At 58.9% G+C, this 24,849-nt stretch carries 26 protein-coding genes; 11 read left to right on the top strand and 15 right to left on the bottom strand.

The annotated features are described in order from the left end of the window. The first annotated feature begins 61 nt into the window (after positions 1-61). The 6 genes from rimO to tsaA all read left to right on the top strand — a co-directional run bounded on the left by rimO (position 62) and on the right by tsaA (position 5,360). Positions 62-1,399 (top strand): 30S ribosomal protein S12 methylthiotransferase RimO, encoded by a 1,338-nt coding sequence (rimO, locus tag AC07OG_RS20290; protein ID WP_034146797.1) that lies wholly within the window; start codon positions 62-64, stop codon positions 1,397-1,399. 111 nt (positions 1,400-1,510) lie between these two features. Then, on the top strand, positions 1,511-1,984 hold the full coding sequence (locus AC07OG_RS20285; RefSeq protein ID WP_060541069.1) for a GNAT family N-acetyltransferase: 474 nt from the start codon (positions 1,511-1,513) through the stop codon (positions 1,982-1,984). 188 nt (positions 1,985-2,172) lie between these two features. Next, a complete protein-coding gene (locus AC07OG_RS20280) occupies positions 2,173-2,883 on the top strand; it encodes an rRNA pseudouridine synthase (protein WP_218424760.1) in 711 nt (236 codons plus the stop codon). 75 nt (positions 2,884-2,958) lie between these two features. Further along, positions 2,959-3,429, top strand: coding sequence for a YehS family protein (locus AC07OG_RS20275; protein WP_046816549.1), 471 nt, complete (start codon positions 2,959-2,961; stop codon positions 3,427-3,429). A 282-nt stretch (positions 3,430-3,711) separates the two neighbouring features. After that, positions 3,712-4,482, top strand: coding sequence for an SDR family oxidoreductase (locus AC07OG_RS20270; RefSeq protein WP_495067902.1), 771 nt, complete (start codon positions 3,712-3,714; stop codon positions 4,480-4,482). 179 nt (positions 4,483-4,661) lie between these two features. Continuing rightward, positions 4,662-5,360: a tRNA (N6-threonylcarbamoyladenosine(37)-N6)-methyltransferase TrmO gene (gene tsaA / locus AC07OG_RS20265; RefSeq protein ID WP_495067901.1), complete on the top strand. Its 699-nt coding sequence runs from the start codon at positions 4,662-4,664 to the stop codon at positions 5,358-5,360. A 195-nt stretch (positions 5,361-5,555) separates the two neighbouring features. On the opposite strand, the gene fpr is transcribed toward tsaA, so the two are convergent. Next, a complete protein-coding gene (gene fpr, locus AC07OG_RS20260) occupies positions 5,556-6,335 on the bottom strand; it encodes a ferredoxin-NADP reductase (RefSeq protein WP_008054100.1) in 780 nt (259 codons plus the stop codon). 136 nt (positions 6,336-6,471) lie between these two features. Between fpr and AC07OG_RS20255 the strand changes: the two genes are divergently transcribed. After that, the gene (locus AC07OG_RS20255) at positions 6,472-7,398 is read left to right on the top strand and encodes a LysR family transcriptional regulator (protein WP_060541065.1); all 927 of its coding nucleotides are present in this window, start codon (positions 6,472-6,474) and stop codon (positions 7,396-7,398) included. Here AC07OG_RS20255 and AC07OG_RS20250 read toward each other — a convergent pair. The 3 genes from AC07OG_RS20250 to AC07OG_RS20240 all read right to left on the bottom strand — a co-directional run bounded on the left by AC07OG_RS20250 (position 7,395) and on the right by AC07OG_RS20240 (position 9,462). Then, complete coding sequence (locus AC07OG_RS20250; protein ID WP_007907286.1) at positions 7,395-7,757, bottom strand: diacylglycerol kinase; 363 nt, start codon at positions 7,755-7,757, stop codon at positions 7,395-7,397. The two genes, AC07OG_RS20255 and AC07OG_RS20250, sit on opposite strands and share 4 nt — an antisense overlap. Positions 7,758-7,830: 73 nt before the next feature. Further along, the gene (gene erdR, locus AC07OG_RS20245) at positions 7,831-8,481 is read right to left on the bottom strand and encodes a response regulator transcription factor ErdR (RefSeq protein WP_060541064.1); all 651 of its coding nucleotides are present in this window, start codon (positions 8,479-8,481) and stop codon (positions 7,831-7,833) included. A gap of 246 nt (positions 8,482-8,727) precedes the next feature. Next, a complete protein-coding gene (locus AC07OG_RS20240) occupies positions 8,728-9,462 on the bottom strand; it encodes a tRNA-uridine aminocarboxypropyltransferase (protein WP_495067900.1) in 735 nt (244 codons plus the stop codon). Positions 9,463-9,650: 188 nt separating this feature from the next. Between AC07OG_RS20240 and AC07OG_RS20235 the strand changes: the two genes are divergently transcribed. After that, positions 9,651-10,076 carry a PA3611 family quorum-sensing-regulated virulence factor gene (locus tag AC07OG_RS20235; RefSeq protein WP_060541062.1) on the top strand — a complete coding sequence of 142 codons (426 nt, stop codon included), beginning with the start codon at positions 9,651-9,653 and terminating at the stop codon, positions 10,074-10,076. Positions 10,077-10,536: 460 nt separating this feature from the next. Next, on the top strand, positions 10,537-11,655 hold the full coding sequence (locus AC07OG_RS20230; protein ID WP_495067899.1) for an LOG family protein: 1,119 nt from the start codon (positions 10,537-10,539) through the stop codon (positions 11,653-11,655). Positions 11,656-11,696: 41 nt separating this feature from the next. Here the strand turns inward: AC07OG_RS20230 and recX are convergent, their stop codons facing one another. The 3 genes from recX to AC07OG_RS20215 all read right to left on the bottom strand — a co-directional run bounded on the left by recX (position 11,697) and on the right by AC07OG_RS20215 (position 13,815). After that, a complete protein-coding gene (gene recX / locus AC07OG_RS20225) occupies positions 11,697-12,164 on the bottom strand; it encodes a recombination regulator RecX (protein WP_495067898.1) in 468 nt (155 codons plus the stop codon). 8 nt (positions 12,165-12,172) lie between these two features. Then, on the bottom strand, positions 12,173-13,231 hold the full coding sequence (gene recA, locus AC07OG_RS20220; protein WP_060541059.1) for a recombinase RecA: 1,059 nt from the start codon (positions 13,229-13,231) through the stop codon (positions 12,173-12,175). Between the two features lie 83 nt (positions 13,232-13,314). Then, a complete protein-coding gene (locus AC07OG_RS20215; RefSeq protein WP_060541058.1) occupies positions 13,315-13,815 on the bottom strand; it encodes a CinA family protein in 501 nt (166 codons plus the stop codon). A gap of 272 nt (positions 13,816-14,087) precedes the next feature. Between AC07OG_RS20215 and mutS the strand changes: the two genes are divergently transcribed. Beyond that, positions 14,088-16,667 (top strand): DNA mismatch repair protein MutS, encoded by a 2,580-nt coding sequence (gene mutS, locus AC07OG_RS20210; RefSeq protein ID WP_060541057.1) that lies wholly within the window; start codon positions 14,088-14,090, stop codon positions 16,665-16,667. A 141-nt stretch (positions 16,668-16,808) separates the two neighbouring features. Next, complete coding sequence (gene fdxA / locus AC07OG_RS20205) at positions 16,809-17,132, top strand: ferredoxin FdxA (RefSeq protein WP_060541056.1); 324 nt, start codon at positions 16,809-16,811, stop codon at positions 17,130-17,132. Between the two features lie 473 nt (positions 17,133-17,605). On the opposite strand, the gene rpoS is transcribed toward fdxA, so the two are convergent. The 8 genes from rpoS to AC07OG_RS20165 all read right to left on the bottom strand — a co-directional run bounded on the left by rpoS (position 17,606) and on the right by AC07OG_RS20165 (position 24,809). Next, positions 17,606-18,613 carry an RNA polymerase sigma factor RpoS gene (gene rpoS / locus AC07OG_RS20200; RefSeq protein WP_060541055.1) on the bottom strand — a complete coding sequence of 336 codons (1,008 nt, stop codon included), beginning with the start codon at positions 18,611-18,613 and terminating at the stop codon, positions 17,606-17,608. 105 nt (positions 18,614-18,718) lie between these two features. Continuing rightward, positions 18,719-19,576 carry a peptidoglycan DD-metalloendopeptidase family protein gene (locus AC07OG_RS20195; protein WP_495067897.1) on the bottom strand — a complete coding sequence of 286 codons (858 nt, stop codon included), beginning with the start codon at positions 19,574-19,576 and terminating at the stop codon, positions 18,719-18,721. A gap of 199 nt (positions 19,577-19,775) precedes the next feature. Next, a complete protein-coding gene (locus AC07OG_RS20190; protein WP_495067925.1) occupies positions 19,776-20,411 on the bottom strand; it encodes a protein-L-isoaspartate(D-aspartate) O-methyltransferase in 636 nt (211 codons plus the stop codon). Positions 20,412-20,452: 41 nt separating this feature from the next. Further along, positions 20,453-21,202: a 5'/3'-nucleotidase SurE gene (gene surE, locus AC07OG_RS20185; RefSeq protein WP_060541052.1), complete on the bottom strand. Its 750-nt coding sequence runs from the start codon at positions 21,200-21,202 to the stop codon at positions 20,453-20,455. Next, positions 21,190-22,248, bottom strand: a complete 1,059-nt coding sequence (gene truD, locus AC07OG_RS20180) for a tRNA pseudouridine(13) synthase TruD (RefSeq protein WP_495067896.1) — start codon at positions 22,246-22,248, stop codon at positions 21,190-21,192. The genes surE and truD overlap by 13 nt, the downstream gene beginning before the upstream one ends. Beyond that, a complete protein-coding gene (gene ispF / locus AC07OG_RS20175) occupies positions 22,245-22,718 on the bottom strand; it encodes a 2-C-methyl-D-erythritol 2,4-cyclodiphosphate synthase (RefSeq protein WP_060541050.1) in 474 nt (157 codons plus the stop codon). Before ispF ends, truD begins: the two co-directional genes overlap by 4 nt. A 43-nt stretch (positions 22,719-22,761) precedes the next feature. Then, a complete protein-coding gene (fghA, locus tag AC07OG_RS20170) occupies positions 22,762-23,607 on the bottom strand; it encodes an S-formylglutathione hydrolase (protein ID WP_495067895.1) in 846 nt (281 codons plus the stop codon). Positions 23,608-23,696: 89 nt separating this feature from the next. Next, entirely contained in the window at positions 23,697-24,809 is a 1,113-nt protein-coding gene (locus AC07OG_RS20165) for an S-(hydroxymethyl)glutathione dehydrogenase/class III alcohol dehydrogenase (RefSeq protein WP_060541048.1), read from the bottom strand. Between the last annotated feature and the right edge of the window lie 40 nt (positions 24,810-24,849).

Raw genomic sequence — 24,849 nt, 5'->3', positions numbered from 1 at the left:
AAGCGCCCGTCTGTCGCCTTGCCGATCACGGCTGGAGGCGTCACAAATACCGAGGTTAGACATGTCCACCACTCCTGCGCCGGCCAATCCCAAGGTTGGCTTCGTATCCCTGGGTTGCCCCAAAGCACTGGTCGACTCCGAGCGCATCCTTACCCAGCTGCGCATGGAAGGCTATGACGTCGTGTCCACTTATCAGGACGCTGACGTAGTGGTCGTCAACACCTGCGGCTTCATCGATTCGGCCAAGGCCGAGTCCCTGGAAGTGATCGGCGAAGCCATCAAGGAAAACGGCAAGGTCATCGTGACCGGCTGCATGGGCGTCGAAGAAGGCAACATCCGCAACGTACACCCGAGCGTGTTGGCCGTAACCGGCCCGCAGCAGTACGAGCAGGTGGTCAACGCCGTGCACGAAGTCGTGCCGCCGCGTCAGGACCACAACCCGCTGATCGACCTGGTGCCGCCACAAGGGATCAAACTGACCCCGCGCCACTACGCCTACCTGAAGATTTCCGAAGGCTGCAACCACAGCTGCAGCTTCTGCATCATCCCCTCGATGCGCGGCAAACTGGTCAGCCGCCCGGTCGGTGATGTACTCGACGAGGCCCAGCGCCTGGTCAAGTCCGGCGTTAAAGAACTGCTGGTGATCTCCCAGGACACCAGCGCCTATGGCGTTGATGTGAAATACCGTACCGGTTTCTGGAACGGCGCGCCGGTGAAAACCCGCATGACCGAACTTTGCGAAGCCCTCAGCACCCTCGGCGTCTGGGTACGCCTGCACTACGTTTACCCATACCCGCACGTTGACGAGTTGATCCCGCTGATGGCCGCCGGGAAAATCCTGCCGTACCTGGACATCCCGTTCCAGCACGCCAGCCCGAAAGTGTTGAAGTCGATGAAACGCCCGGCGTTCGAAGACAAGACCCTGGCCCGCATCAAGAACTGGCGCGAAATCTGCCCGGACCTGATCATCCGTTCGACCTTCATCGTCGGCTTCCCGGGCGAAACCGAAGAAGACTTCCAGTACCTGCTGAACTGGCTGACCGAAGCCCAGCTCGACCGCGTCGGCTGCTTCCAGTATTCGCCTGTTGAAGGCGCACCGGCCAACGACCTGGACCTGGAAGTGGTGCCGGACGACGTCAAGCAGGACCGCTGGGATCGCTTCATGGCGCACCAGCAAGCCATCAGCTCGGCGCGCCTGCAAATGCGCATCGGCCGTGAAATCGAAGTGCTGGTCGATGAAGTCGACGAGCAAGGCGCGGTTGGCCGTTGCTTCTTCGATGCCCCGGAAATCGACGGCAACGTATTCATCGACAACGGCAGCAACCTCAAGCCGGGCGACAAGGTCTGGTGCAAAGTGACCGACGCCGACGAATACGACCTGTGGGCTGAACAGATCTAAACGCAAAAAATATGAAAAGCCCCGCTCTCTTGACGAGATGCGGGGCTTTTTTACGGCTATCGTTTGCAGATGGAAGGATTCCCATCATTCACCCACAAGGGGCAGGCGGACATGCGTCAGCATTCGGTCATCCACACACCGAAACAGAGCGACTACCAGGAACTGACCCGGGTCTGGGAGGCCTCGGTTCGCGCGACCCACGACTTTCTGCCGGAAAGCTACATCCTGCTGCTCAAGGATCTGGTGCTGACCCGCTACCTCGATGCGGTGATGCTGGTCTGCACCAAGGACTCGGGCCAGCGCATCACCGGCTTCGCTGGCGTCGCAGCGGGCAAGATCGAGATGCTGTTCATCGACCCGAGACACCGCGGCCATGGCCTGGGCAAGCAACTGCTGCGCTATGCCATGGAGCATCTGAACGCCGATGAACTGGACGTCAACGAACAGAACCCGCAAGCCCTGGGGTTTTATTTCAAGCAGGGCTTCGAGGTAATCGGTCGCTCGGAAGTCGATGGCATGGGGCAGCCGTATCCGTTGTTGCATATGCGCATGCGGCAGAATCAGCAGCGCTCACAACACGGCTGACACAACACGACACGAATGTGGGAGCGGGCTTGCTCGCGAAGACGGTATATCAGACACATATCATCTACTGACACACCGCCTTCGCGAGCAAGCCCGCTCCCACAAAAAGCCGCATGGTACAAATGGAACCGGGCTTAACCGGCGCCAGGCAGGTACAATGCCCACCCCTTTTTTGTTACGGCCCTGACATGACTGACCCGATTCGTCTCTCCAAACGCCTCATCGAACTCGTCGGCTGTTCCCGTCGGGAGGCTGAGCTGTTCATCGAGGGCGGCTGGGTCACCGTCGACGGCGAAGTCATCGACGAGCCGCAGTTCAAAGTCGGCGCGCAAAAAGTCGAGCTCGATCCAGAGGCCAAGGCCACCGCACCGGAACCGGTCACCATCCTGTTCAACGTGCCCGCCGGCATGGACGCGGACACCGCCATGGCGACCATCGCCGCCGAGACCCTGAGCGAAGAACACCGCTACGGCAAACGCCCGCTCAAGGGTCACTTCCAGCGTCTGACCGCCAGCACCGACCTGCAGGCCAACGCCAGCGGCTTGCTGGTGTTCACCCAGGACTGGAAGATCCTGCGCAAGCTCACTGCCGACTCCAACAAGATCGAGCAGGAATACGTGGTCGAAGTCGAAGGCAACATGGTCGAACATGGTCTCAATCGCTTGCAGCATGGCCTGACCTGGAAGGGCAAGGAACTGCCGGCGGTCAAGGCCAGCTGGCAGAACGAAAACCGCCTGCGCTTTGCCATGAAGAACCCGCAACCGGGTGTGATCGCCCTGTTCTGCCAGGCCGTCGGCCTGAAGGTCGTGGGTATCCGCCGCATTCGCATCGGCGGCGTGTCCATCGGCAAGGTGCCCGTGGGGCAATGGCGCTACCTGTCCGGCAAAGAGAAGTTCTAAACCTTCTCACGCCGCCACACATTTTGGTGCCGCAGCTTATGCGGCACCCACTGCTGAATATCAGGACTGCACACCATGATTCACAACGACGTACTGCGCAGCGTGCGCTACATGCTCGACATCAGCGACAAGAAAGTCATCGAGATCATCAAGCTCGGCGGCATGGACGTAACCCTGCCAGACCTGCTGACTTACCTCGACAAGAAAGAAGAAGACGAAGAAGGCTTCGTACGCTGCCCTGACGAAGTCATGGCGCACTTCCTCGATGGCCTGGTGATCTTCAAGCGCGGCAAGGACGAAAGCCGTCCACCGCAGCCGATCGAAGTGCCGGTGACCAACAACATCATCCTGAAAAAACTGCGCGTGGCCTTTGAACTCAAAGAAGACGACATGCACGCGATCCTCAAGGCCGCCGAGTTCCCGGTGTCCAAGCCTGAGCTGAGCGCACTGTTCCGCAAATTCGGTCACACCAACTACCGCCCGTGTGGCGACCAGTTGCTGCGTAATTTCCTCAAGGGCCTGACCCTGCGCGTGCGCCCGCAATAAATCGCCAGGGCTCCCGCACTCGTCCTGCAAGGGCTGCCAGACAGAAATCACCGAAACGCCAAAACTCCTTGTAGGAGCGAGCAGGCTCGCGATGGACCTGAAGGATAACGCGGGTAACCTGAATACCCGCGGTACCCTCGGTTTTTTCGCGAGCAGGCTCGCTCCTACAGGGGGTGGTGGTGGCTCAGGTCGTATGACCCACCATTGCGCGCATAAATAGTGGCTCCGCCTCCGGCGGCTGACGGCTAGGGTGTAGGCACCCTCAGCTCCGAAGGATTCGCCATGCCCCCCTACTTTTCCCTGCAAGGCCGCACTGCCCTGGTGACCGGCGGCACTCGCGGTATCGGCAAAATGATCGCCAAGGCCTTTGTCGAGGCAGGCGCCACCGTATACGTCTGCGCCCGTGATGCCCAAGCCTGCCAGCAAACAGCCGATGAGTTGGGTGCGCTGGGTCATTGCCATGGCATTGCGGCCAACCTCGCCAACGAAGAAGGCGTGCTGCAACTGGCCACGCAACTGGGCAAGCAGATCAGCCAGCTCGACATTCTGGTGAACAACGCCGGCACTACCTGGGGCGCGCCACTGGAAAGCTACCCGGTCAAGGGCTGGGAAAAGGTCATGCAGCTCAACGTGACCTCGGTGTTCAACTGCATCCAGCAGTTCCTGCCACTACTGCGCAAGGCCGGTTCTGAAGCCAGTCCCGCGCGAATCATCAATATCGGCTCGGTGGCCGGGATTTCTTCCTTCGGTGAACAGGCTTATGCCTACGGCCCGAGCAAAGCGGCCCTGCATCAACTGTCGCGGATTCTGGCGCGGGAACTGGTCAGCCAGCACATCAACGTCAACGTGATCGCCCCCGGACGTTTTCCGAGCAAGATGACCCAACACATCGGCAGTGATGAGCAGGCATTGGCGCAGGATACGGCGTTGATTCCGATGAAGCGCTGGGGGCGAGAGGAAGAGATGGCGGCGCTGGCGATCAGCCTGGCGAGTACGGCAGGGGCTTACATGACCGGAAATATCATTGCGCTCGATGGGGGTTTCAGCCTCTGAGATCGGCGGTGCTGCCATCGCGGGCAAGCCACGCTCCCACAAGTTTTGTGTCGTGTCCGATATTGCGGCAGACACAAAACCTGTGAGCGTGGCTTGCCCGCGATGACGGACTCGCTGGCACAACGATGCATGGGTTGATCGGGTTATCATGCCCCCCCTAATCCCGCCTCGACCAAACCATGACCTACAGCGTTTCCCCCATCGGCTTCGTGCGCTCCTGCTTCAAGGAGAAATTCGCCATCCCGCGCCAACCGCAACTGGCACCTGCCGCGCGTGGCGTGCTGGAACTGGTTGCGCCGTTCGATCAGGGCGACGCGGTGCAAGGGCTGGAGCAGGTCAGTCATGTCTGGCTGCTGTTCCTGTTCCACCAGGCCCTGGAGGAAAAACCGCGCTTGAAAGTCCGCCCGCCTCGCCTCGGCGGCAACAAATCCATGGGGGTGTTCGCCACTCGCGCGACCCACCGCCCCAATGGCATCGGCCAGTCCGTGGTCACACTCGACAAGGTCGAAGCCAATCGCCTGTGGATTTCCGGTATCGACCTGCTGGACGGCACGCCGGTTCTCGACATCAAACCCTACGTTCCCTATGCCGATATCATTGATACAGCGTCCAACAGCATCGCCAGCGCAGCGCCACAGCTGATTGCCGTGCAGTGGACGGACTCAGCACTGCAACAGGCCCACGGGCATGCCCAGCGCCTTGCAGAGCCATTGGTGGAGCTGATCGAGCAATGCCTGGCACAAGATCCGCGGCCGGCGTATCAGAAGCCTGCGCCCGAGCGGGAATATGGCGCGCAGTTCTGGGATCTGGACGTGCGCTGGCACTATCCGACGCCGGAGCTTATCCGGGTGCTGGAAGTCATTCCCGCAAAGGGCTGAACACCTGAAACGAAAAAGCCCGCATGACGTTCCCAGGCCATGCGGGCTTTTCTTTGCACTTCAAATCTACTGCAGGAGCAGCCGGTCGACGTACGAATGCTCGCGAAAAGACCTGAGGACGCCGCGGGGTATCAAGCTTCCCGCGTTATCGTTGACCTCCATCGCGAGCATGCTCGCTCCTACGGGGACCTGAGGTCACTTCTCGACGAACGCACGCTCGATCAGGTAGTCACCCGGCTCGCGCATCCGCGGCGAAACTTTCAGGCCGAAGCTGTTCAACACTTCGCTGGTCTCGTCGAGCATGCTCGGGCTGCCGCACAGCATGGCGCGGTCGTCCTGCGGGTTGATCGGCGGCAGGCCGATGTCGCTGAACAGCTTGCCGCTGCGCATCAGGTCGGTCAGGCGCCCTTCGTTCTCGAACGGCTCGCGGGTCACGGTCGGGTAGTAGATCAACTTGTCACGCAGTGCATCGCCGAAGAACTCGTTCTGCGGCAGGTGCTCGGTGATGAATTCGCGGTAGGCGACTTCGTTGACGTAACGTACGCCGTGGCACAGGATCACTTTTTCGAAACGCTCGTAGGTTTCCGGGTCCTGGATGACGCTCATGAATGGCGCCAGACCGGTACCGGTGCTGAGCAGGTACAAATGTTTGCCAGGCTTCAAGTCATCCAGCACCAGCGTGCCGGTAGGCTTCTTGCTGATGATGATCTCGTCGCCTTCCTTCAGGTGCTGCAACTGGGAAGTCAGCGGGCCATCCGGCACCTTGATGCTGAAAAATTCCAGATGCTCTTCCCAGTTTGGGCTGGCAATCGAGTAAGCGCGCATAAGCGGGCGGCCGTTGGGCTGTTGCAGGCCGATCATCACGAACTGACCGTTCTCGAAGCGCAGGCCCGGATCACGGGTGCACTTGAAGCTGAACAGAGTGTCGTTCCAGTGGTGAACACTGAGGACACGCTCGTGGTTCATGTTGCTCATGTACGTGGGACTCCTGGAGATATTCTGCGCCTGGTCTTGGACGACAAGCGGCTTTGCGCAATTGCATCGCATTCTAAAGGCAGACACAATATCTGTTAAATGGATTATTAAGATAAGGGTTATCGGTTATATCGATATGCGATTTACTCTCCGTCAACTTCAAGTCTTCGTCGCCGTCGCCCAGCAGGAAAGCGTGTCCCGTGCTGCGGGCCTGCTTAACCTCTCGCAATCGGCGGCGAGCACCTCGATCACCGAACTGGAGCGTCAGTGCAGCTGCCAGCTGTTCGACCGTGCCGGCAAACGGCTGAGCCTCAACGCCCTCGGTAAGCAGTTGCTGCCACAAGCCGTGGCCCTGCTCGATCAGGCCAAGGAGATCGAAGACCTGCTCAATGGCAAGTCCGGTTTCGGCTCGCTGGCAGTGGGGGCGACCCTGACCATCGGCAATTACCTGGCCACGCTGCTGATCGGCAGCTTCATGCAGCGCCATCCGGAAAGCCAGGTGAAGCTACACGTGCAGAACACTGCCAATATCGTGCAACAAGTAGCCCACTATGAAATTGATCTGGGTCTAATCGAAGGTGATTGCAGCCATCCGGACATCGAAGTCCAGAGTTGGGTCGAAGACGAACTGGTGGTGTTTTGCGCCCCTCAGCATCCACTGGCCAAGCGCGGTTCGGCGACCATGGACGAGTTGAGCCAGGAAGCCTGGATCCTGCGGGAACGAGGCTCGGGCACGCGACTGACCTTCGACCAGGCCATGCGTCACCATCACAGCGCACTGAACATCCGCCTGGAGCTTGAGCACACCGAAGCAATTAAACGCGCGGTGGAGTCAGGCCTGGGGATTGGCTGCATTTCCAGGCTGGCACTGCGCGATGCGTTCCGCCGCGGCAGCCTGGTGGCCGTGGAAACACCGGACCTGGATCTGGCGCGGCAGTTCTATTTCATCTGGCACAAACAGAAATACCAGACCTCGGCCATGCGCGAATTCCTCGAGCTCTGCCGCGCCTTCACCGCCGGGGTTCAGCGCAGCGACGAGATCGTACTGCCGACAATCGCTTAAAGCAGGATCACCGCCCACACCAGCGCAATCATGCTCAGTGCCACGAACTGCGCGGCACTGCCCATGTCCTTGGCGTTCTTGGATAGCGGGTGCAGCTCAAGGGAAATGCGGTCGATCGCCGCTTCCACCGCTGAGTTGAGCAACTCGACGATCAATGCCAACAGGCACACCGCAATCAGCAGCGCCTGCTCGACCCGGCTGACATTCAGAAAGAAAGACAGTGGAATCAGTATCGCGTTAAGCAACACCAGCTGGCGAAAAGCCGCTTCGCCAGTGAAAGCGGCGCGCAGTCCATCCAGCGAATAACCGGAGGCGTTGAGAATACGTTTAAGGCCGGTTTGGCCTTTGAAAGGTGACATAGAGTAGGCAACTGAAAAAAAGAAGTGGGAAAGCTAAATTAACCAAAGTCAAAAAAGCGTGAACGTACCAGCGTTAGTGGCTGGAAATTGACTCAAGTTGTTGCAAGAGCAACGCGGCCTGGGTTCGGGTCCGCACATTCAGCTTACGGAAAATCGCGGTCACGTGGGCCTTGATGGTCGCTTCGGAAACGCTCAGTTCGTAAGCGATCTGTTTGTTCAACAAGCCTTCGCAGACCATGGTCAATACCCGGAACTGCTGCGGAGTCAGGCTCGCCAGACCCTCGCTGGCAGCCTTGGCTTCCTCGGAAACGCTGACCGCTTCGAACGCCTGGGGCGGCCAGAAAACATCGCCGTCAAGCACCGCACGCACTGCACTCTGAATAACACTCAGATCACTGGACTTGGGGATAAAACCGCTGGCACCGAATTCGCGAGACTTGACCATGATGGTCGCCTCTTCCTGGGCCGACACCATGACCACCGGAATCTGTGGATACTGACCCCGCAACAGGACCAATCCGGAAAAACCATACGCCCCCGGCATGTTCAGATCCAGCAGCACCAGATCCCAATCGGATTTTTCGGTCAGGCGGGTTTCCAGCTCGGCAATGCTCGCCACCTCCACCAGACGCACATCCGGGCCAAGACCCAGCGTCAGTGCCTGGTGCAACGCGCTACGAAAAAGAGGGTGATCATCGGCAATCAGGATTTCGTATGTGGCCATGTTTCAATTGATCCTGTTTTTCAGGGAATACCCGATGCATTCAGGCATCGCCAACACAACTCGAGTACAGCCACGCAGCTCTGCACCGACAGGGCACGTTCAACGCCAGATAAAACGGCGTTTCAAACGCTGGCCGCAACCCAATCGGCGCCAAGCATGCCCAGCGAAACCGGGGTGGTCAAGCCGAATGGCCAGTACACTTTATTGCAGTATACGCAACAATCAGCACACCAATCTGGCTAGCTGCTACACATAAGGCATTAACTCGGCGTGTGCCGGGGTCGAAACATTCATTTCCAGCTGATGCTTGGCATCGAGGTAGTGCTGGCTGAACACGTCAAAATAAGCATCCAGCGCCGAAGCGGCGGCAACGTCGCCCGCCAGATCGAGACACAATGCCGCCACTTCCGCCGTGCACAGATGCTCGCTGCGAGTCGAACGACGCAGCCGATAGCGCGAGAGTCGTTCGGGTAGCAGGCTGAGGATCGGCAACTTATCGAAATATGGGCTTTTACGGAAAATCTTCCGCGCTTCGGTCCAGGTCGCATCCAGCAGAATGAACAGCGGCCGCCTGGTGCTGTTGATGTCCACGGTGTTGGTCACGCGCTCCGGTGCAACGTACTCGCCGGGGAACACCAGATAAGGCTGCCATGTCGGGTCGGATAACAACGCCAGCAGCTGGGGGTCGATCTCGGTACGCGACCAGATGAAAGCATGATTGTCCGGCACGACATCGGCGATCAGCCATCCGGTATTGCTCGGTTTGAACACTTCCTTGCTGGTCATGATCAGACAGATGCCGGAACGGCTCTCAACCTGCGGACGCCACGCGCACAGGCAATGACTCTCGATCACCCGGCACGCGCGGCAACGGGTCGCCCGCCAGCCACGGGCCTGAATCGGCCTGATGCCCTCCTCTTCGCGCTGGTCGCGCAAGCGGGCTACAGCGTTGGAGGCAAAACGCGCAGGGACATGGCTCATTGCAGGCAACGTCGGCAGGGAGGAAAAATCGACACGAAACACACTCGGCAGGGCAAAAAGTGCACACAGTTTACCAGACCAGCCGGCGCAAGCCTGTACCGTCCAGACCGGCTCCCCTATAATTCGCCGCCACTGAACGCACAGTCACGTGATGGGTCAAACGCCCATCACTGAACCAGGAGAGTTTCATGCTGCGCCTTATCGTTCCTACCGCTGCCATTTTGCTGGCGTCGTCCTTTAGCGTTCAGGCTGCGTCCTTGAATGAGCAGAATCTGAACAGAGAGCTGAAAAACGTCGCCACTCAAAGCAGTGTCGGCACGCCAAGGGCGATCAACGAAGACATCCTCGATCAAGGCTATACCGTCGAAGGCAAGGTGCTGATCAACCACCTGAGCGTACAAAGCAGCCACGCCGATAAAATGCGCGCGGACCCCAAAGCGGTGTACTTCCAGCTCGGCTCCTCGGTCTGCAATAACCCTGGCTTTCGCAAGCTGATGGCCAAGGGCGCGATCATGCGCTACGACTTCACCGAAGTGAAAACCAACCGTCCGGTCGGCTCCGCAAGCTTCGAGGAATCGGATTGCCCGAAAGCAACCCCGGCGAAGAAGAAGTAATCACCGGGAATTGGCGCGCCGCTGTTCATCCTCGGCGCGCAGTTGCGCCAACAACGCCTGCAAAAAGTGCGACCGACGCTCAGCACCACGCAATCGTCGGCAGCACTCCTCCTCAAGACTCAAATGAGTCGAGCGGCGAATCCACCTTGCAAATCGTCAATAAGCGATTGCCAGGAAAGACCTTATGGCGCAATGATCAAGGCAGCCATTCATTGCAAGGTCGGGATTTGCGCTAACCATGTTCACTTTCAGGGCAGGAAAGGGGCTGCCCGTAACGCGTCGTGTTGTGCGAACGTTTCTTTCATCCAAGGACAAACAGAACCTGTCTGGATGACCCGGCTGCCGGTCGGGCCAAGTGGATCGCCCAGGCATGGGCCTGAGCAGACAGCGACGCAGGACGTGTCGCGGCATTCGACATACGCAGTCGAAGCCTTGGGTTCTGTGCAGAAGGAGAAGTTGAATGCCTTACCAACCGAATGACCTCCTCAGCCGTCATTTTGCAGAAAGCGGCCACGACCTCATTAACAAGGTCGAAGAACAACTCAACCTCATTTCACCCAACAGCCCGAACATTCCGATCTATCGAGACATGATCCTGACTGTGCTGCGCATGGCCCAGGAAGACCACAACCGCTGGAACGCCAAGATCACCCTGCAAGCCTTGCGCGAACTGGAGCAGGCCTTTCGCGTGCTTGAACAGTTCAAGGGACGACGCAAAGTCACTGTGTTCGGTTCCGCCCGAACCCCGATAGAACACCCGCTGTACGCGATGGCGCGGGAGCTCGGCGCCGCTCTGGCGCGCTCGGACCTGATGGTCATCACCGGTGCCGGTGGCGGCATCATGGCCGCGGCCCACGAAGGGGCCGGCCTGACTCACAGCCTGGGATTCAACATCACCCTGCCCTTCGAACAGCACGCCAACCCCACCGTCAACGGTACGAGCAACCTGCTGCCTTTCCACTTCTTCTTCACCCGCAAGCTGTTCTTTGTCAAGGAAGCCGATGCGCTGGTGCTGTGCCCGGGCGGCTTCGGTACCCTGGATGAAGCACTGGAAGTGCTGACTCTGATCCAGACCGGCAAAAGCCCGCTGGTACCTGTGGTACTGCTGGACGCGCCGGGCGGCACGTTCTGGCAAGGAGCGCTGAACTTCATACACGAGCAACTGGAAGAAAATCGCTACATCCTGCCCACCGACATGAAGCTGGTGAAACTCGTCTACAACGTCGATGAAGCGGTGGAACACATCAACCAGTTCTACAGCAACTTCCACTCCAGCCGCTGGCTCAAGCAGCAATTCCTGATTCGCATGAATCACCCGCTCAGCGACCAGGCACTCGAACACATGCAGCAGGCGTTTGCCGATCTGTGCCTGAGCGATCATTTCCATCAGCACGCCTACAACGGCGAAGAACACGACGAAGCCCAGTACAGCCATCTTGCGCGACTGGCCTTCAACTTCAACGCCCGTAATCATGGTCGCCTGCGCGAGCTGGTGGACTACATCAACCTGCCGGAAAACCGGGCGCAACCCACACCGAAGGTGCAACAGCGCGCACGGGCAGCTTCAAAGGTTTCCTGATGCAAAAAAAACGGCCCGCTATCGAAATAGCGGGCCGCTTCTTAATCATCCATCCCTCTACCGCTGAACAAGCGGTTGATCATCTCCATCGAGAACCCCCGATACGCCAGGAACCTGCCTTGCCTGGCGCGCTCCCGAACGTCTGTCGGCAATTGCCCGGAAAATTTTCGTCGCCAGGTATCTTCCAGCTGCTCGTGCCAAAGGATACCGCTCTCGCGCAAGGCCAGTTCTATGTCGCTACGCTGCAGGCCGCGCTGGCTCAACTCTTCACGAATACGCAAAGGGCCGTAACCGGAACGGGCACGATAGGAGACAAAACTTTCGAGGTAACGGGCTTCGGATAACAGGCCCTCTTCCGTCAAACGGTCGAGCGCTGTTTCGATCATTTCAGAGCTGGCGCCGCGCTGACGCAGTTTACGCGTCAGCTCGACTCGACCGTGCTCGCGTCGTGCGAGCAGGTCCATGGCGGTTCGCCGCACCGCGACGAGGGTATCGAGTACGGCGGTCATCGCTTTGATCAGATATCAGCGTCAGCCAGGTCGTCTTCGGTCTCTTTGACCGCTGAAGCTTTGGCATCAGCAACCGATGACGGGGACAGCAACTTGTCACGCAGTTGCTTCTCGAGCTTCGCGGCGATTTCCGGGTTGTCTGCCAGGAACTTGGCCGAGTTGGCCTTGCCCTGACCGATCTTGGTGCCTTCATAGGCATACCAGGCACCGGACTTCTCGACGAAACCGTGCAGAACACCCAGGTCGATCATCTCACCGTTGAGGTAGATGCCCTTGCCGTAAAGAATCTGGAACTCGGCCTGACGGAACGGCGAAGCAACCTTGTTCTTCACAACCTTGACGCGGGTTTCGCTACCGACAACCTCATCACCTTCTTTCACCGCGCCAGTGCGGCGGATGTCCAGACGAACCGAAGCGTAGAACTTCAGCGCGTTACCACCAGTGGTGGTTTCCGGGCTGCCGAACATCACGCCGATTTTCATACGGATCTGGTTGATGAAGATGACCAGGCAGTTGGCGTTCTTGATGTTACCGGTAATTTTACGCAGCGCCTGGGACATCAGGCGGGCTTGCAGGCCCACGTGCATGTCACCCATTTCGCCTTCGATTTCCGCCTTGGGTACCAGGGCAGCCACGGAGTCGACGATGATCACGTCAACCGCGTTGGAACGCACCAGCATGTCGGTGATTTCCAGGGCCTGCTCGCCGGTGTCCGGCTGGGAAACCAGCAGGTCGTCGACGTTGACGCCCAGCTTGCCGGCGTATTCCGGGTCGAGGGCGTGTTCCGCATCGACGAATGCGCAGGTTGCGCCGGCTTTTTGCGCCTGGGCGATCACGGACAGGGTCAGCGTGGTTTTACCGGAAGATTCAGGACCGTAGATTTCAACAATACGGCCTTTTGGCAGGCCGCCAATGCCCAGTGCGATGTCCAGACCCAGAGAGCCGGTGGAAATGGCCGGGATCGCCTGACGGTCCTGATCGCCCATACGCATTACGGCACCCTTGCCGAATTGACGTTCGATCTGACCCAGGGCCGCAGCCAAGGCTTTCTTCTTGTTGTCGTCCATTAAAGTCCTCACGTAATCAATAAGGCCTGACGGCCAACACCTGTATAAGTAGACAGTATTATTCCACAGGGTTTGCCGATCGCCTACCCCTGATTTGAGATTTCTGCCGCGGCATAGCGCAGCAGCCCCTCTAGCGCGGCCTTCACCGTTTGTCGGCGGACGTCATCGCGGTTGCCAGGGAAGTGCTGGAGCTCGGTGAACACCTGGTCGCCCACGCCCCAGGCCAGCCAGACCGTGCCCACCGGCTTGTTCGCTGTTCCACCATCCGGCCCGGCGATACCACTGACGGCCACGGAGAAATACGCGCGGTTTTTTTCCTGTGCGCCACGAACCATGGCCTCGACCACCTCGCGGCTGACTGCCCCCACCGTGGTGAACAACTCCACTGGAACATCCAGTTGCAGGGTTTTCTGTCGATTTGAGTAGGTGACGTAACCGGCTTCGAACCACGCGGAACTGCCCGGAATACGGGTAATGGCCTCGGCGATGCCGCCACCGGTACAAGACTCGGCCGTGGTCACGTGGGCATTGAGAACCTGCAAGCGTCGGCCAAGTTCAGCGGCCAGCTGGGTGATTTCTTTCACGGTGATCTCCTGATGGGGCGGATGAGACTAACCGTACACCAGCGGGTCGCACTTGCAAGTTACAAGACGGATCAAAATGTGCAGAGCCAGCGCCTGCGCCAATGTTGCCGGGCGCCCAACCATCAGTGTCACGACAAGTGACAAGGCGAGCAGCGGCTTTCATGCCTGCGGCGGGTAGACCGCCCATGGTAACCTTGCGCCCATCGCGGAAAAGCCGGGCCGATGCCCCTCCTTTTGCCCCACACCTTTCAACGAGTCTTCCTAAGCTACCGATGAATACAGCTACTTCCGATCTGTCCTCGCACACCCCGATGATGCAGCAATACTGGCGCCTGAAGAACCAGCACCCAGACCAGCTGATGTTCTACCGCATGGGCGACTTCTACGAGATCTTCTACGAAGACGCGAAGAAGGCCGCCAAGCTGCTGGACATCACCCTGACCGCCCGCGGGCAGTCGGCCGGGCAGGCGATTCCGATGTGCGGTATTCCTTACCATGCCGCCGAAGGCTACCTGGCCAAACTGGTGAAGCTGGGCGAATCGGTGGTGATTTGCGAGCAGGTCGGTGACCCGGCTACCAGCAAAGGGCCGGTGGAACGTCAGGTGGTGCGGATCATCACCCCGGGGACGGTGAGTGACGAGGCACTGCTGGATGAACGCCGGGACAACCTGATCGCCGCCGTTCTGGGCGATGAGCGCCTGTTCGGCCTGGCGGTGCTGGATATCACCAGCGGCAACTTCAGCGTGCTGGAAATCAAGGGCTGGGAAAACCTGCTGGCGGAACTGGAGCGGGTCAATCCCGTAGAGCTGTTGATCCCGGATGACTGGCCAAAGGATCTGCCGGCGGAAAAACGTCGCGGCGTTCGTCGCCGCGCGCCGTGGGATTTCGAGCGCGACTCGGCATTCAAAAGCCTGTGCCAGCAATTTTCCACCCAGGACCTCAAAGGCTTTGGTTGCGAAAACCTGACCCTGGCCATCGGTGCCGCCGGTTGCCTGCTGGCCTACGCCAAGGAAACCCAGCGCACCGCCCTGCCCCATTTGCGCAGCTTGCGCCATGAACGCCTCGACGACACCGTGGTGCTGGACGGTGCCAGCCGTCGCAACCTGGAACTCGATACCAACCTGGCCGGCGGTCGCGACAATACCCTGCAATCGGTGGTCGACCGCTGCCAGACCGCCATGGGCAGCCGCCTGTTGACCCGTTGGCTGAACCGTCCACTGCGTGACCTGACGGTGTTGCTGGCACGCCAGTCGTCGATCACCTGCCTGCTCGACCGCTACCGGTTCGAGCGCCTGCAACCGCAACTCAAGGAAATCGGCGACATCGAGCGTATTCTCGCGCGGATCGGCCTGCGTAACGCCCGCCCGCGTGACCTTGCGCGCTTGCGCGATGCCCTGGGTGCATTGCCCGAACTGCAAGTGGCGATGACCGAGCTCGAAGCGCCGCACCTGCAGCAACTGGCGACCATCACCAGCACCTACCCGGAACTGGCGGCACTGCTGGAAAAAGCCATCATCGACAACCCGCCGGCAGTGATCCGTGACGGCGGCGTGTTGAAGACCGGTTACGACAGCGAGCTCGATGACCTGCAATCGCTCAGCGAGAACGCCGGGCAATTCCTGATCGACCTCGAAGCCCGGGAAAAGGCCCGCACCGGCCTGTCCCACTTGAAGGTCGGTTACAACCGCATCCACGGCTACTTCATCGAACTGCCGAGCAAGCAGGCCGAATCGGCACCGGCCGACTACATTCGGCGCCAGACCCTCAAGGGTGCCGAGCGCTTCATTACCCCGGAACTCAAGGCTTTTGAAGACAAGGCGCTGTCGGCCAAGAGCCGCGCCCTGGCCCGCGAGAAAATGCTCTACGAAGCGCTGCTCGAAGACCTGATCAGCCAGTTGCCACCACTGCAAGATACCGCGGGTGCACTGGCCGAACTGGATGTGCTGAGCAACCTCGCCGAGCGCGCGCTGAACCTTGACCTGAACTGCCCGCGTTTCGTCAGCGAACCCTGCATGCGCATCAGCCAGGGCCGTCACCCGGTGGTCGAACAGGTACTGACTACGCCGTTCGTGGCCAACGACCTGAGCCTGGACGACAGCACCCGCATGCTGGTGATTACCGGTCCGAACATGGGCGGTAAATCCACCTACATGCGCCAGACCGCGTTGATCGTATTGCTGGCGCACATCGGCAGTTTCGTGCCGGCCGCCAGCTGTGAGCTGTCGCTGGTCGATCGCATCTTTACCCGGATCGGCTCCAGCGATGACCTGGCCGGCGGGCGTTCGACCTTCATGGTCGAAATGAGCGAGACTGCAAACATCCTGCACAATGCCACCGAACGCAGCCTGGTGCTGATGGACGAAGTCGGTCGCGGCACCAGCACCTTTGATGGCCTGTCCCTGGCATGGGCGGCGGCCGAGCGCCTGGCGCAACTTCGCGCCTACACCCTGTTCGCCACCCACTACTTTGAACTGACCGTGCTGCCCGAATCCCAGCCGCTGGTAGCCAACGTGCACCTCAATGCCACCGAACACAACGAGCGCATTGTGTTCCTGCACCATGTACTCCCCGGGCCCGCCAGCCAAAGCTACGGCCTGGCCGTGGCGCAGCTGGCGGGTGTGCCGACGGAGGTGATCTTGCGTGCCCGTGAGCACCTGAGCCGCCTGGAAGACACCGCGCTGCCTCATGAAGCACCGAAGCCTGCCAAGGGCAAACCGGCTGCGCCGCAGCAAAGCGACTTGTTCGCCAGCTTGCCGCACCCAGTGCTCGATGAGCTTGCAAAGCTCGACCTGGACGACATGACGCCACGCCGTGCACTCGAAATGCTCTATGCACTAAAGAACCGGATCTAACGCAGCGGGCCGCAAGCTGTTAGAATCTCGCGCGGTTTGGGATGCTGCTGGCTAATAGCCTGGCCAGCAGACTATCGCTCCCGAACCTGCGACCCCCACGTGAAGGGGCGCAGCAAGCCGCGCCTGAGGAGAAAATTAGAAATGACCTTCGTCGTCACCGACAACTGCATCAAGTGCAAGTACACCGACTGCGTAGAAGTCTGTCCGGTGGACTGCTTTTACGAAGGCCCGAACTTCCTGGTGATTCACCCGGATGAGTGCATCGACTGCGCCCTGTGCGAACCTGAATGCCCTGCCGTGGCCATCTTCTCCGAAGATGAAGTGCCGTCCGGCATGGAAAACTTCATTGAGCTGAACGCAGAGTTGGCTGATATCTGGCCAAACATCACTGAAAGAAAAGATCCTTTGCCCGATTCCGCTGAATGGGATGGCAAACCAGGCAAGATCGAACAGCTCGAACGCTGATTATCCCCGCGTTCCCGAAAAAGGCCCCACAAGGGCCTTTTTGCTTTTCTGCAGGCAAAAAAAAGGGGCGGTTTGACCCGCCCACCTTTTTCCCTATTCCCTGTGTTCCTTTTCATCGTCCTGATGAATCGCATCCTGCGATTTCCATTCCCTTCATCCTTGAAGGGCGTGTCTGTCCGTCGACACAACCTGGATATTAGAGTTTTCCCTGGCAGGAGCAACCCGCCAAACACGATCAAATTGTTGGCATAACTTCGTATTGATTATCATAATTTCTTATAAATCAATAAGTTAAAATCCATCAATCAAAAAACTGGCAACTTCCAACGTGTAAAAATAACGAACACTTACGAAAGAGTAAGCCAGGGCTTACATTGAAAGTCTGTAAACCCGAGATGACTCCTGCCCTGCGCCCGGCGATAAAAAAACCCTCGAGCCAGTCGAGGGTTTCCGGGCCATCAGAGACGGTCGAATTATTGAAACAGCGACTCGCTCGACAGGCCGTTTTTCTCCAGGATCTCGCGCAGTCGCTTCAAGCCTTCAACCTGAATCTGTCTGACCCGCTCCCGGGTCAGGCCAATTTCCAGGCCTACGTCTTCAAGGGTACTGCTCTCGTGACCACGCAGACCGAAGCGGCGTATCACCACTTCACGTTGCTTGTCGGTCAGCTCGGAGAGCCATTGATCGATGCTCTGGGACAGGTCGTCGTCCTGCAGCAATTCACAAGGATCGGTAGGTCGGTCGTCGGTAAGGGTGTCCAGCAGGGTTTTATCCGAATCCGGACCCAGCGAGACGTCGACCGAAGAAACCCGCTCGTTCAAGCCCAACATGCGCTTGACCTCTCCCACCGGTTTTTCCAGCAGGTTGGCGATTTCTTCGGGTGAAGGTTCGTGGTCGAGTTTTTGCGTCAGTTCCCGAGCGGCGCGCAGGTATACGTTCAGCTCTTTGACCACATGGATCGGCAACCGAATGGTACGGGTCTGATTCATGATTGCGCGTTCGATGGTCTGACGGATCCACCAGGTCGCGTAGGTCGAAAAGCGGAAGCCGCGTTCCGGATCGAACTTCTCCACCGCCCGGATCAAGCCGAGGTTGCCCTCTTCGATCAGGTCAAGCAGCGACAGCCCACGATTTACGTAGCGTCGGGCGATCTTCACCACCAGCCGCAAGTTACTTTCGATCATGCGCTTGCGCCCGGCAGGATCGCCACTTTGCGACAGCCGCGCAAAATGAACTTCTTCTTCGGGAGACAGCAGAGGGGAGAAACCAATCTCATTGAGATACAGCTGCGTAGCGTCCAGCGCCCGCGTGTAGTCAATGTACTTGTGTTGTTTCAACGAAGCGGAGTGTTTGGATTTGACGCGAACGGAAGGTGGAGCTGCCCCTTCATCATTCGACATCGAATCCGTGTCGATGCCGGCCTCCATCAGGAGAACCTCATCGTCGATGTCAAACTCCGGCACTTCTTTACTGAGAGCCATTGTTATAGTCCTTTGGTGAGTTCGACCTCAAGCTCAAGCGGCGCCTTTATCCTTGGCAACGCTGGAGCCTGTCCCCTCTACGCGACGGAACAGGCTGGTAAGCGATCAACGACGTGGCAGGAATTGCAGCGGATCTACTGGTTTACCTTGTCGGCGAATCTCAAAATGCAGCTTCACCCGGTCTGTACCCGTTGACCCCATTTCGGCAATTGTCTGTCCGACCTTGACCTGCTGCCCCTCCCGAACCAACAACCTGCGGTTATGTCCGTAGGCACTGACGTAGGTTTCGCTGTGTTTGATGATCACTAATTCGCCGTAGCCCCTTAAGCCACTCCCGGCGTATACGACAGTCCCATCAGACGCAGCTAAAACAGGCTGTCCCAAATCTCCGGCGATATCAATTCCTTTATTCAAACTGCCGTTTGAAGAGAATTTCCCGATGAGAATGCCATTAGAAGGCCACCCCCAGCCGGTCGGGGCTGGGCCGGGCGGGGGCAACGGAGCGGGGGCCGGTTTGCTGGCGACGGACGGTGTAACAGCGGCCGTGCTGGAGGTGGCTGCGTTTACCGGACGCCGGTAAACCGTGGTTTTACTCGACGACGAAGGCGATGAATTCGATGAGCTGACCACCGAGGTCGACGTTGAACCGGTACGACCATCAAAGCGAATCGTCTGACCCGGCCGGATGGTGTAGGGCGCAGGAATGTTGTTCCGGGCCGCGAGGGCCTTGTAGTCCCAACCGTAGCGAAAAGCGATGGAGAACAGAGTGTCTTTGGGTTTGACGATATATTGCCCTGTCGTCACTGCCGGACGCTGGGCTGCAGCCTTGTTGCGATCGACCACGCCCACATCGCTCGATTTGTTGCTGGAACACCCGACCAGCAAGGTGCTCAAGACAAGGCCAGTCACCAGGCGCTGAAAGCTTGTTGTACCCATACGCTGCACAATGACTGTGAGACTCACCCGCCGCTCCCTTTGTGGTGGCTGAAATTTTTGAATTACCGGACTGCGGTACGAAGTGGCAAGTATAACGGGCGGCGCAGGCTTTACCTTCAATCAACGACGCACACGTTTGCTGCCTTACGTTGAACTCTGTTTAAACCATCGATGCCGGTGTAAGACAGAGGCAATCGAAGAGAATTCAGCGTGGTGAAAACTAATGTCAGGCCAGTGGCCCATTGAGCAGTGGAACAAAGCGTACGGCTCCCAGCACCCTTCTTGAAAAACCGTGTTCTTCCCGCACGATCAACATCAATTGCTGGACTTCGCCGGCCCCTACCGGAATCACCAATCGCCCTCCGGGCGCCAATTGATCAAGCAGAGCCTGGGGCACATCGGTTGCCACGGCGGTCACGATTATCCCGTTGTACGGCGCCAATGCCGGCCACCCTTCCCAGCCATCGCCCCAGCGAAACACCACGTTACGCAAATTCAACTCAACCAGGCGCTCCTTGGCCCGGTCCTGCAGAACCTTGATTCGCTCGACGGAAAATACCCGCTCGACCAGCTGTGAAAGCACCGCCGTCTGGTAACCCGAACCGGTGCCGATCTCCAGCACTTTGTCCAGGGGACCGGCCTCCAGCAACAACTCGCTCATGCGAGCCACCATATAAGGCTGGGAGATGGTCTGGTTATTGCCAATCGGCAACGCCGTGTCCTCGTAGGCACGGTGTGCCAGCGCCTCGTCGACGAACAGGTGGCGCGGGGTACGACGGATGACTTCCAGCACCCGGGCACTGGAAATGCCTTCTTCATACAGACGCTGAATCAAGCGCTCACGGGTGCGTTGAGACGTCATCCCGATACCGCGACGCAACATATCGTCTTGTTCACGACCCATTAGCGCAGCCCCTCCAGCCAGCCGTCGAGACTTCTGAAGGCATCATTGAAGGTGCGATCCAGTTGCAGAGGCGTAATGGAAACGTAGCCCTGCATCACGGCGTGGAAATCGGTGCCGGGGCCGCCGTCTTCCGCATCACCCGCCGCCGCAATCCAGTAACCGGCCTTGCCACGCGGATCGACCACTTTTATCGGGGCCGCAGCGCGGGCGCGATGGCCCAGACGGGTCAACTGGATACCGCGGATATGGTCCAGCGGCAAGTTGGGAATATTCACGTTCAGTACCGTACGCGGGGGCAGATCCAGGTCGGCATGGGCCTCGACCAGTTTGCGCGCGAAATAGGCAGCTGTGGGAAGATTCTCCACTTGGCGTGAGACCAATGAAAAGGCAAACGAAGGACTCTTGAGGAAACGCCCCTCCAGCGCGGCTGCCACAGTACCGGAATACAGCACGTCGTCGCCCAGGTTCGCGCCCAGGTTGATACCGGAAACCACCATGTCGACTTCGCGTTCCAGCAGGCCGTTGAGCCCCAGGTGCACGCAATCGGTGGGTGTGCCATTGAGGCTGATAAAGCCGTTGGCGAGGATTTGCGGGTGCAACGGACGGTCGAGCGTCAGCGAACTGCTGGCGCCGCTTTTGTCCTGCTCCGGGGCGACAACCACGCATTCGGTGTAATCCGCCAGCGCAGCATAAAGCGCGGCAAGACCGGGTGCGGTTACCCCATCATCGTTAGAAATCAGAATACGCATTGGCTGTCCGTCTGCCCTACCGGTACCAGATCAACGAGTTCGCGCACCAATACGGTGGCGAAGCATCCGGCCGGCAGGACGAATTCCAGTTGCAGAATGTCAGGTTCGGGATAATGCCACGTCAACCCGGCAATGGGCAGCCGCAGGATGCGACGTTCGTGACTCATACCGGCGCTGATCAACCAATCACGCAGGTCCGCTTCGCGCGCGGCGATGGCCTGCTCCAGTTCATGGACAACGCCAGTGGCCGGCGAGTCACCTTCGCCCCACTGTGGACCGGTCGGATGCAGATCGAGAATCGCCAGTCGCGGATCGCTGCATTCGGCTTCGCCAGCCGGAAAAAAACTGCGACTGTCTGTAAATGCCAGCAAGTCACCGACCTGGGCACGCTGCCAGGTGCCATCGGCGACACGCGCGGCCAGCACCTGATTGAAGAGAAAACTACGGGCGGTCGAGAGCAGCCGCGAACGCACGTTGCGTTGTTCTGGCAGTGCCTTGCGTGCCGCCCAGGCGCGTGCATCGACGACGTTGCCGCCGTCGTGACCAAAGCGCTGGGAGCCGAAATAATTGGGAATGCCCTGTTTGGTTATCAGTTGCAGCCGCTCTTCGATGGCGGCCTTGTCGCCGGCAAACTGGGTCAGGCGCAGGGTGAAACCGTTGGCCGAGTGCGCACCGCGTTGCAGCTTGCGCTTGTGGCGGCTGGTCTTGAGTATTTTCAACGTGTCGTTTTCGGCTGCCGACAAATCTGGATCGGCCTTGCCTGGCAGTTGCACGCTGAACCACTGACGCGTCAACGCCTGACGATCCTTGAGCCCGGCATAGCTGACAGTGCGCAGGGACACGCCCGCAGCCTTGGCAATCCGCCGTGCGGCCTCTTCAGTATTCAGGCCGCGCTTTTCCACCCAGATCCACAGGTGTTCACCGTCGCCACTCAAGGGGATATCAAGGACTTCATCGACCTGGAAATCTTCGGCGATGGCTTTCAGTACCGCAGTGCCGAGGGGTTCACCATAGGCCCGCGGGCCGAGCAGTTGCAGTTCGTTCATGGGCGCAGCAACAAGGCAACGGAATGCACGGCAATACCTTCTTCGCGACCGACAAAGCCGAGCTTTTCGGTGGTGGTAGCTTTAACGTTCACTTGATCGAGCTCAACTTGAAGATCCGCGGCAATCAGCGCGCGCATCGATTCGATATGCGGGGCCATTTTCGGCGCCTGGGCGACGATGGTGTTATCGACGTTGCCGACTTTCCAGCCCTTGGCGTGGATCAAAGCGACGACGTGACGCAATAGTGCGCGGCTGTCGGCACCTTTGAACTGCGGATCGGTATCCGGGAAGTGTTTGCCGATATCACCCAGCGCGGCCGCACCCAGCAGGGCATCGCTCAACGCATGCAGCAGGACATCACCGTCGGAGTGCGCGAGCAATCCAAAGTCGTGTGCGATACGCACGCCGCCCAGAGTGATGAAATCGCCTTCAGCGAAACGGTGCACATCATAGCCGTGGCCAATACGCATAAAAAAACGCCCCGATTTTTGTCAGGGCGTGATTCTACCTGCATTAGGCAACTAGAGCATGTGCGTGATGCCGCAAGTGATCATCGATGAAACTGGCGATGAAGAAATAACTGTGGTCGTAGCCAGGTTGCAGGCGCAACGTCAACGGATGACCGGCCAGTTTGGCGGCCTGTTGCAGGGCCTGCGGCTTGAGCTGGGTAGCGAGGAAATCATCGCGATCGCCTTGATCGACCAGCAGCGGCAGTTTCTCCCCCGCCTCTGCGATCAGCGCACAGGCATCCCACTCGCGCCACTTCGAACGGTCTTCTCCCAGGTAGCGGGAAAAGGCCTTGTGTCCCCACGGACAGTCCATCGGATTGTTGATCGGCGAGAACGCCGACACCGACAGATAACGCCCCGGATTGCGCAAGGCACACACCAGTGCACCGTGCCCCCCCATGGAGTGACCGCTGATACCGCGATTGTCGGAAGCCGGGAAATGGGCTTCGACCAAAGCGGGCAATTCCTGCACGACATAGTCATGCATCCGATAGTGTCGCGACCACGGCTCCTGCGTGGCATTCAGATAGAACCCGGCGCCGAGGCCAAAGTCCCACGCGCCATCCGGATCCCCAGGGACATCGGGGCCGCGAGGGCTGGTGTCCGGTGCGACGATGATCAGCCCCAACTCGGCAGCCATGCGCATGGCGCCGGCCTTTTGCATGAAGTTCTCGTCAGTGCAAGTCAGGCCCGACAGCCAGTACAGCACCGGCAGCTTGCCGCCCTGTTCCGCCTGCGGCGGCAGGTATACGGCGAACACCATGTCGCAGCCAAGCACATCCGAGCGATGGCGATAACGCTTGTGCCAGCCGCCGAAGCTTTTCTGGCATGAGATGTTTTCCAGACTCATAGATATTTCAGTCGCAAGCCCCAAGCTTCGAGCTGCAAGTGGGCGCTGAGCCTTCTTGCAGCTTTTAACTTGCAGCTTGTCGCTGCTCCTTAGAAATGAATGACGGAGCGGATGCTTTTTCCTTCATGCATCAGGTCGAAAGCCTTGTTGATATCTTCCAGGCCCATGGTGTGGGTGATGAAGGTATCCAGCGGGATTTCGCCGGTCTCGGCCATTTCCACGTAGCTTGGCAACTCGGTACGGCCACGCACGCCACCAAAAGCTGAACCGCGCCAGACACGACCGGTGACCAACTGGAACGGACGGGTGGCGATTTCCTGACCAGCGCCGGCGACGCCGATGATCACCGATTCGCCCCAGCCCTTGTGGCAGCACTCAAGCGCGGCACGCATCAGTTGCACATTGCCGATGCACTCGAACGAGAAGTCGACGCCACCATCAGTCATGTCGACGATGACTTCCTGGATCGGGCGATCAAAGTCTTTCGGGTTTACACAATCGGTTGCACCCAGCTGTTTGGCGATCTCGAATTTGGCCGGGTTGATATCGATGGCAATGATCCGCGCAGCCTTGGCTTTGACCGCACCAATGACGGCCGACAGGCCGATGCCGCCGAGGCCGAAGATGGCCACGGTATCACCGGGTTTCACCTTGGCGGTGTTGAGAACTGCGCCGATGCCAGTGGTGACACCGCAGCCCAGCAGGCAGACTTTTTCCAGCGGTGCTTCCTTGGCAATTTTAGCGACGGAGATTTCCGGCAGCACGGTGTACTCGGAAAAAGTGGAAGTCCCCATGTAGTGGAAAATCGTTTCGCCCTTGTAGGAAAAACGCGACGTGCCGTCTGGCATCAAACCTTTACCCTGCGTAGCGCGAATTGCCTGGCAAAGATTGGTCTTACCCGAAAGGCAGAATTTGCACTGGCGGCATTCCGGGGTGTAAAGCGGGATCACATGATCGCCGACTGCAACGGACGTCACGCCCTCACCAATCGCTTCGACGATCGCACCGCCTTCGTGACCGAGGATCGACGGGAAGATGCCTTCCGGATCAGCGCCCGACAGGGTGTAGGCATCGGTATGGCAGACACCGGAGGCCACCACGCGCAGCAACACTTCACCGGCCTTGGGCATGGCGACATCGACCTCGACGATCTCCAGAGGCTTTTTGGCCTCGAAGGCAACGGCAGCGCGCGACTTGATCATGGTGATACTCCAATGAATAAAAACGAGAGGGAGAGTGTAA

The organism is Pseudomonas sp. GW821-FHT09H03 (assembly GCF_059415945.1).
Note: the sequence above shows the minus strand (reverse complement) of the source record. Positions and strands in the feature narration are given on the sequence as shown.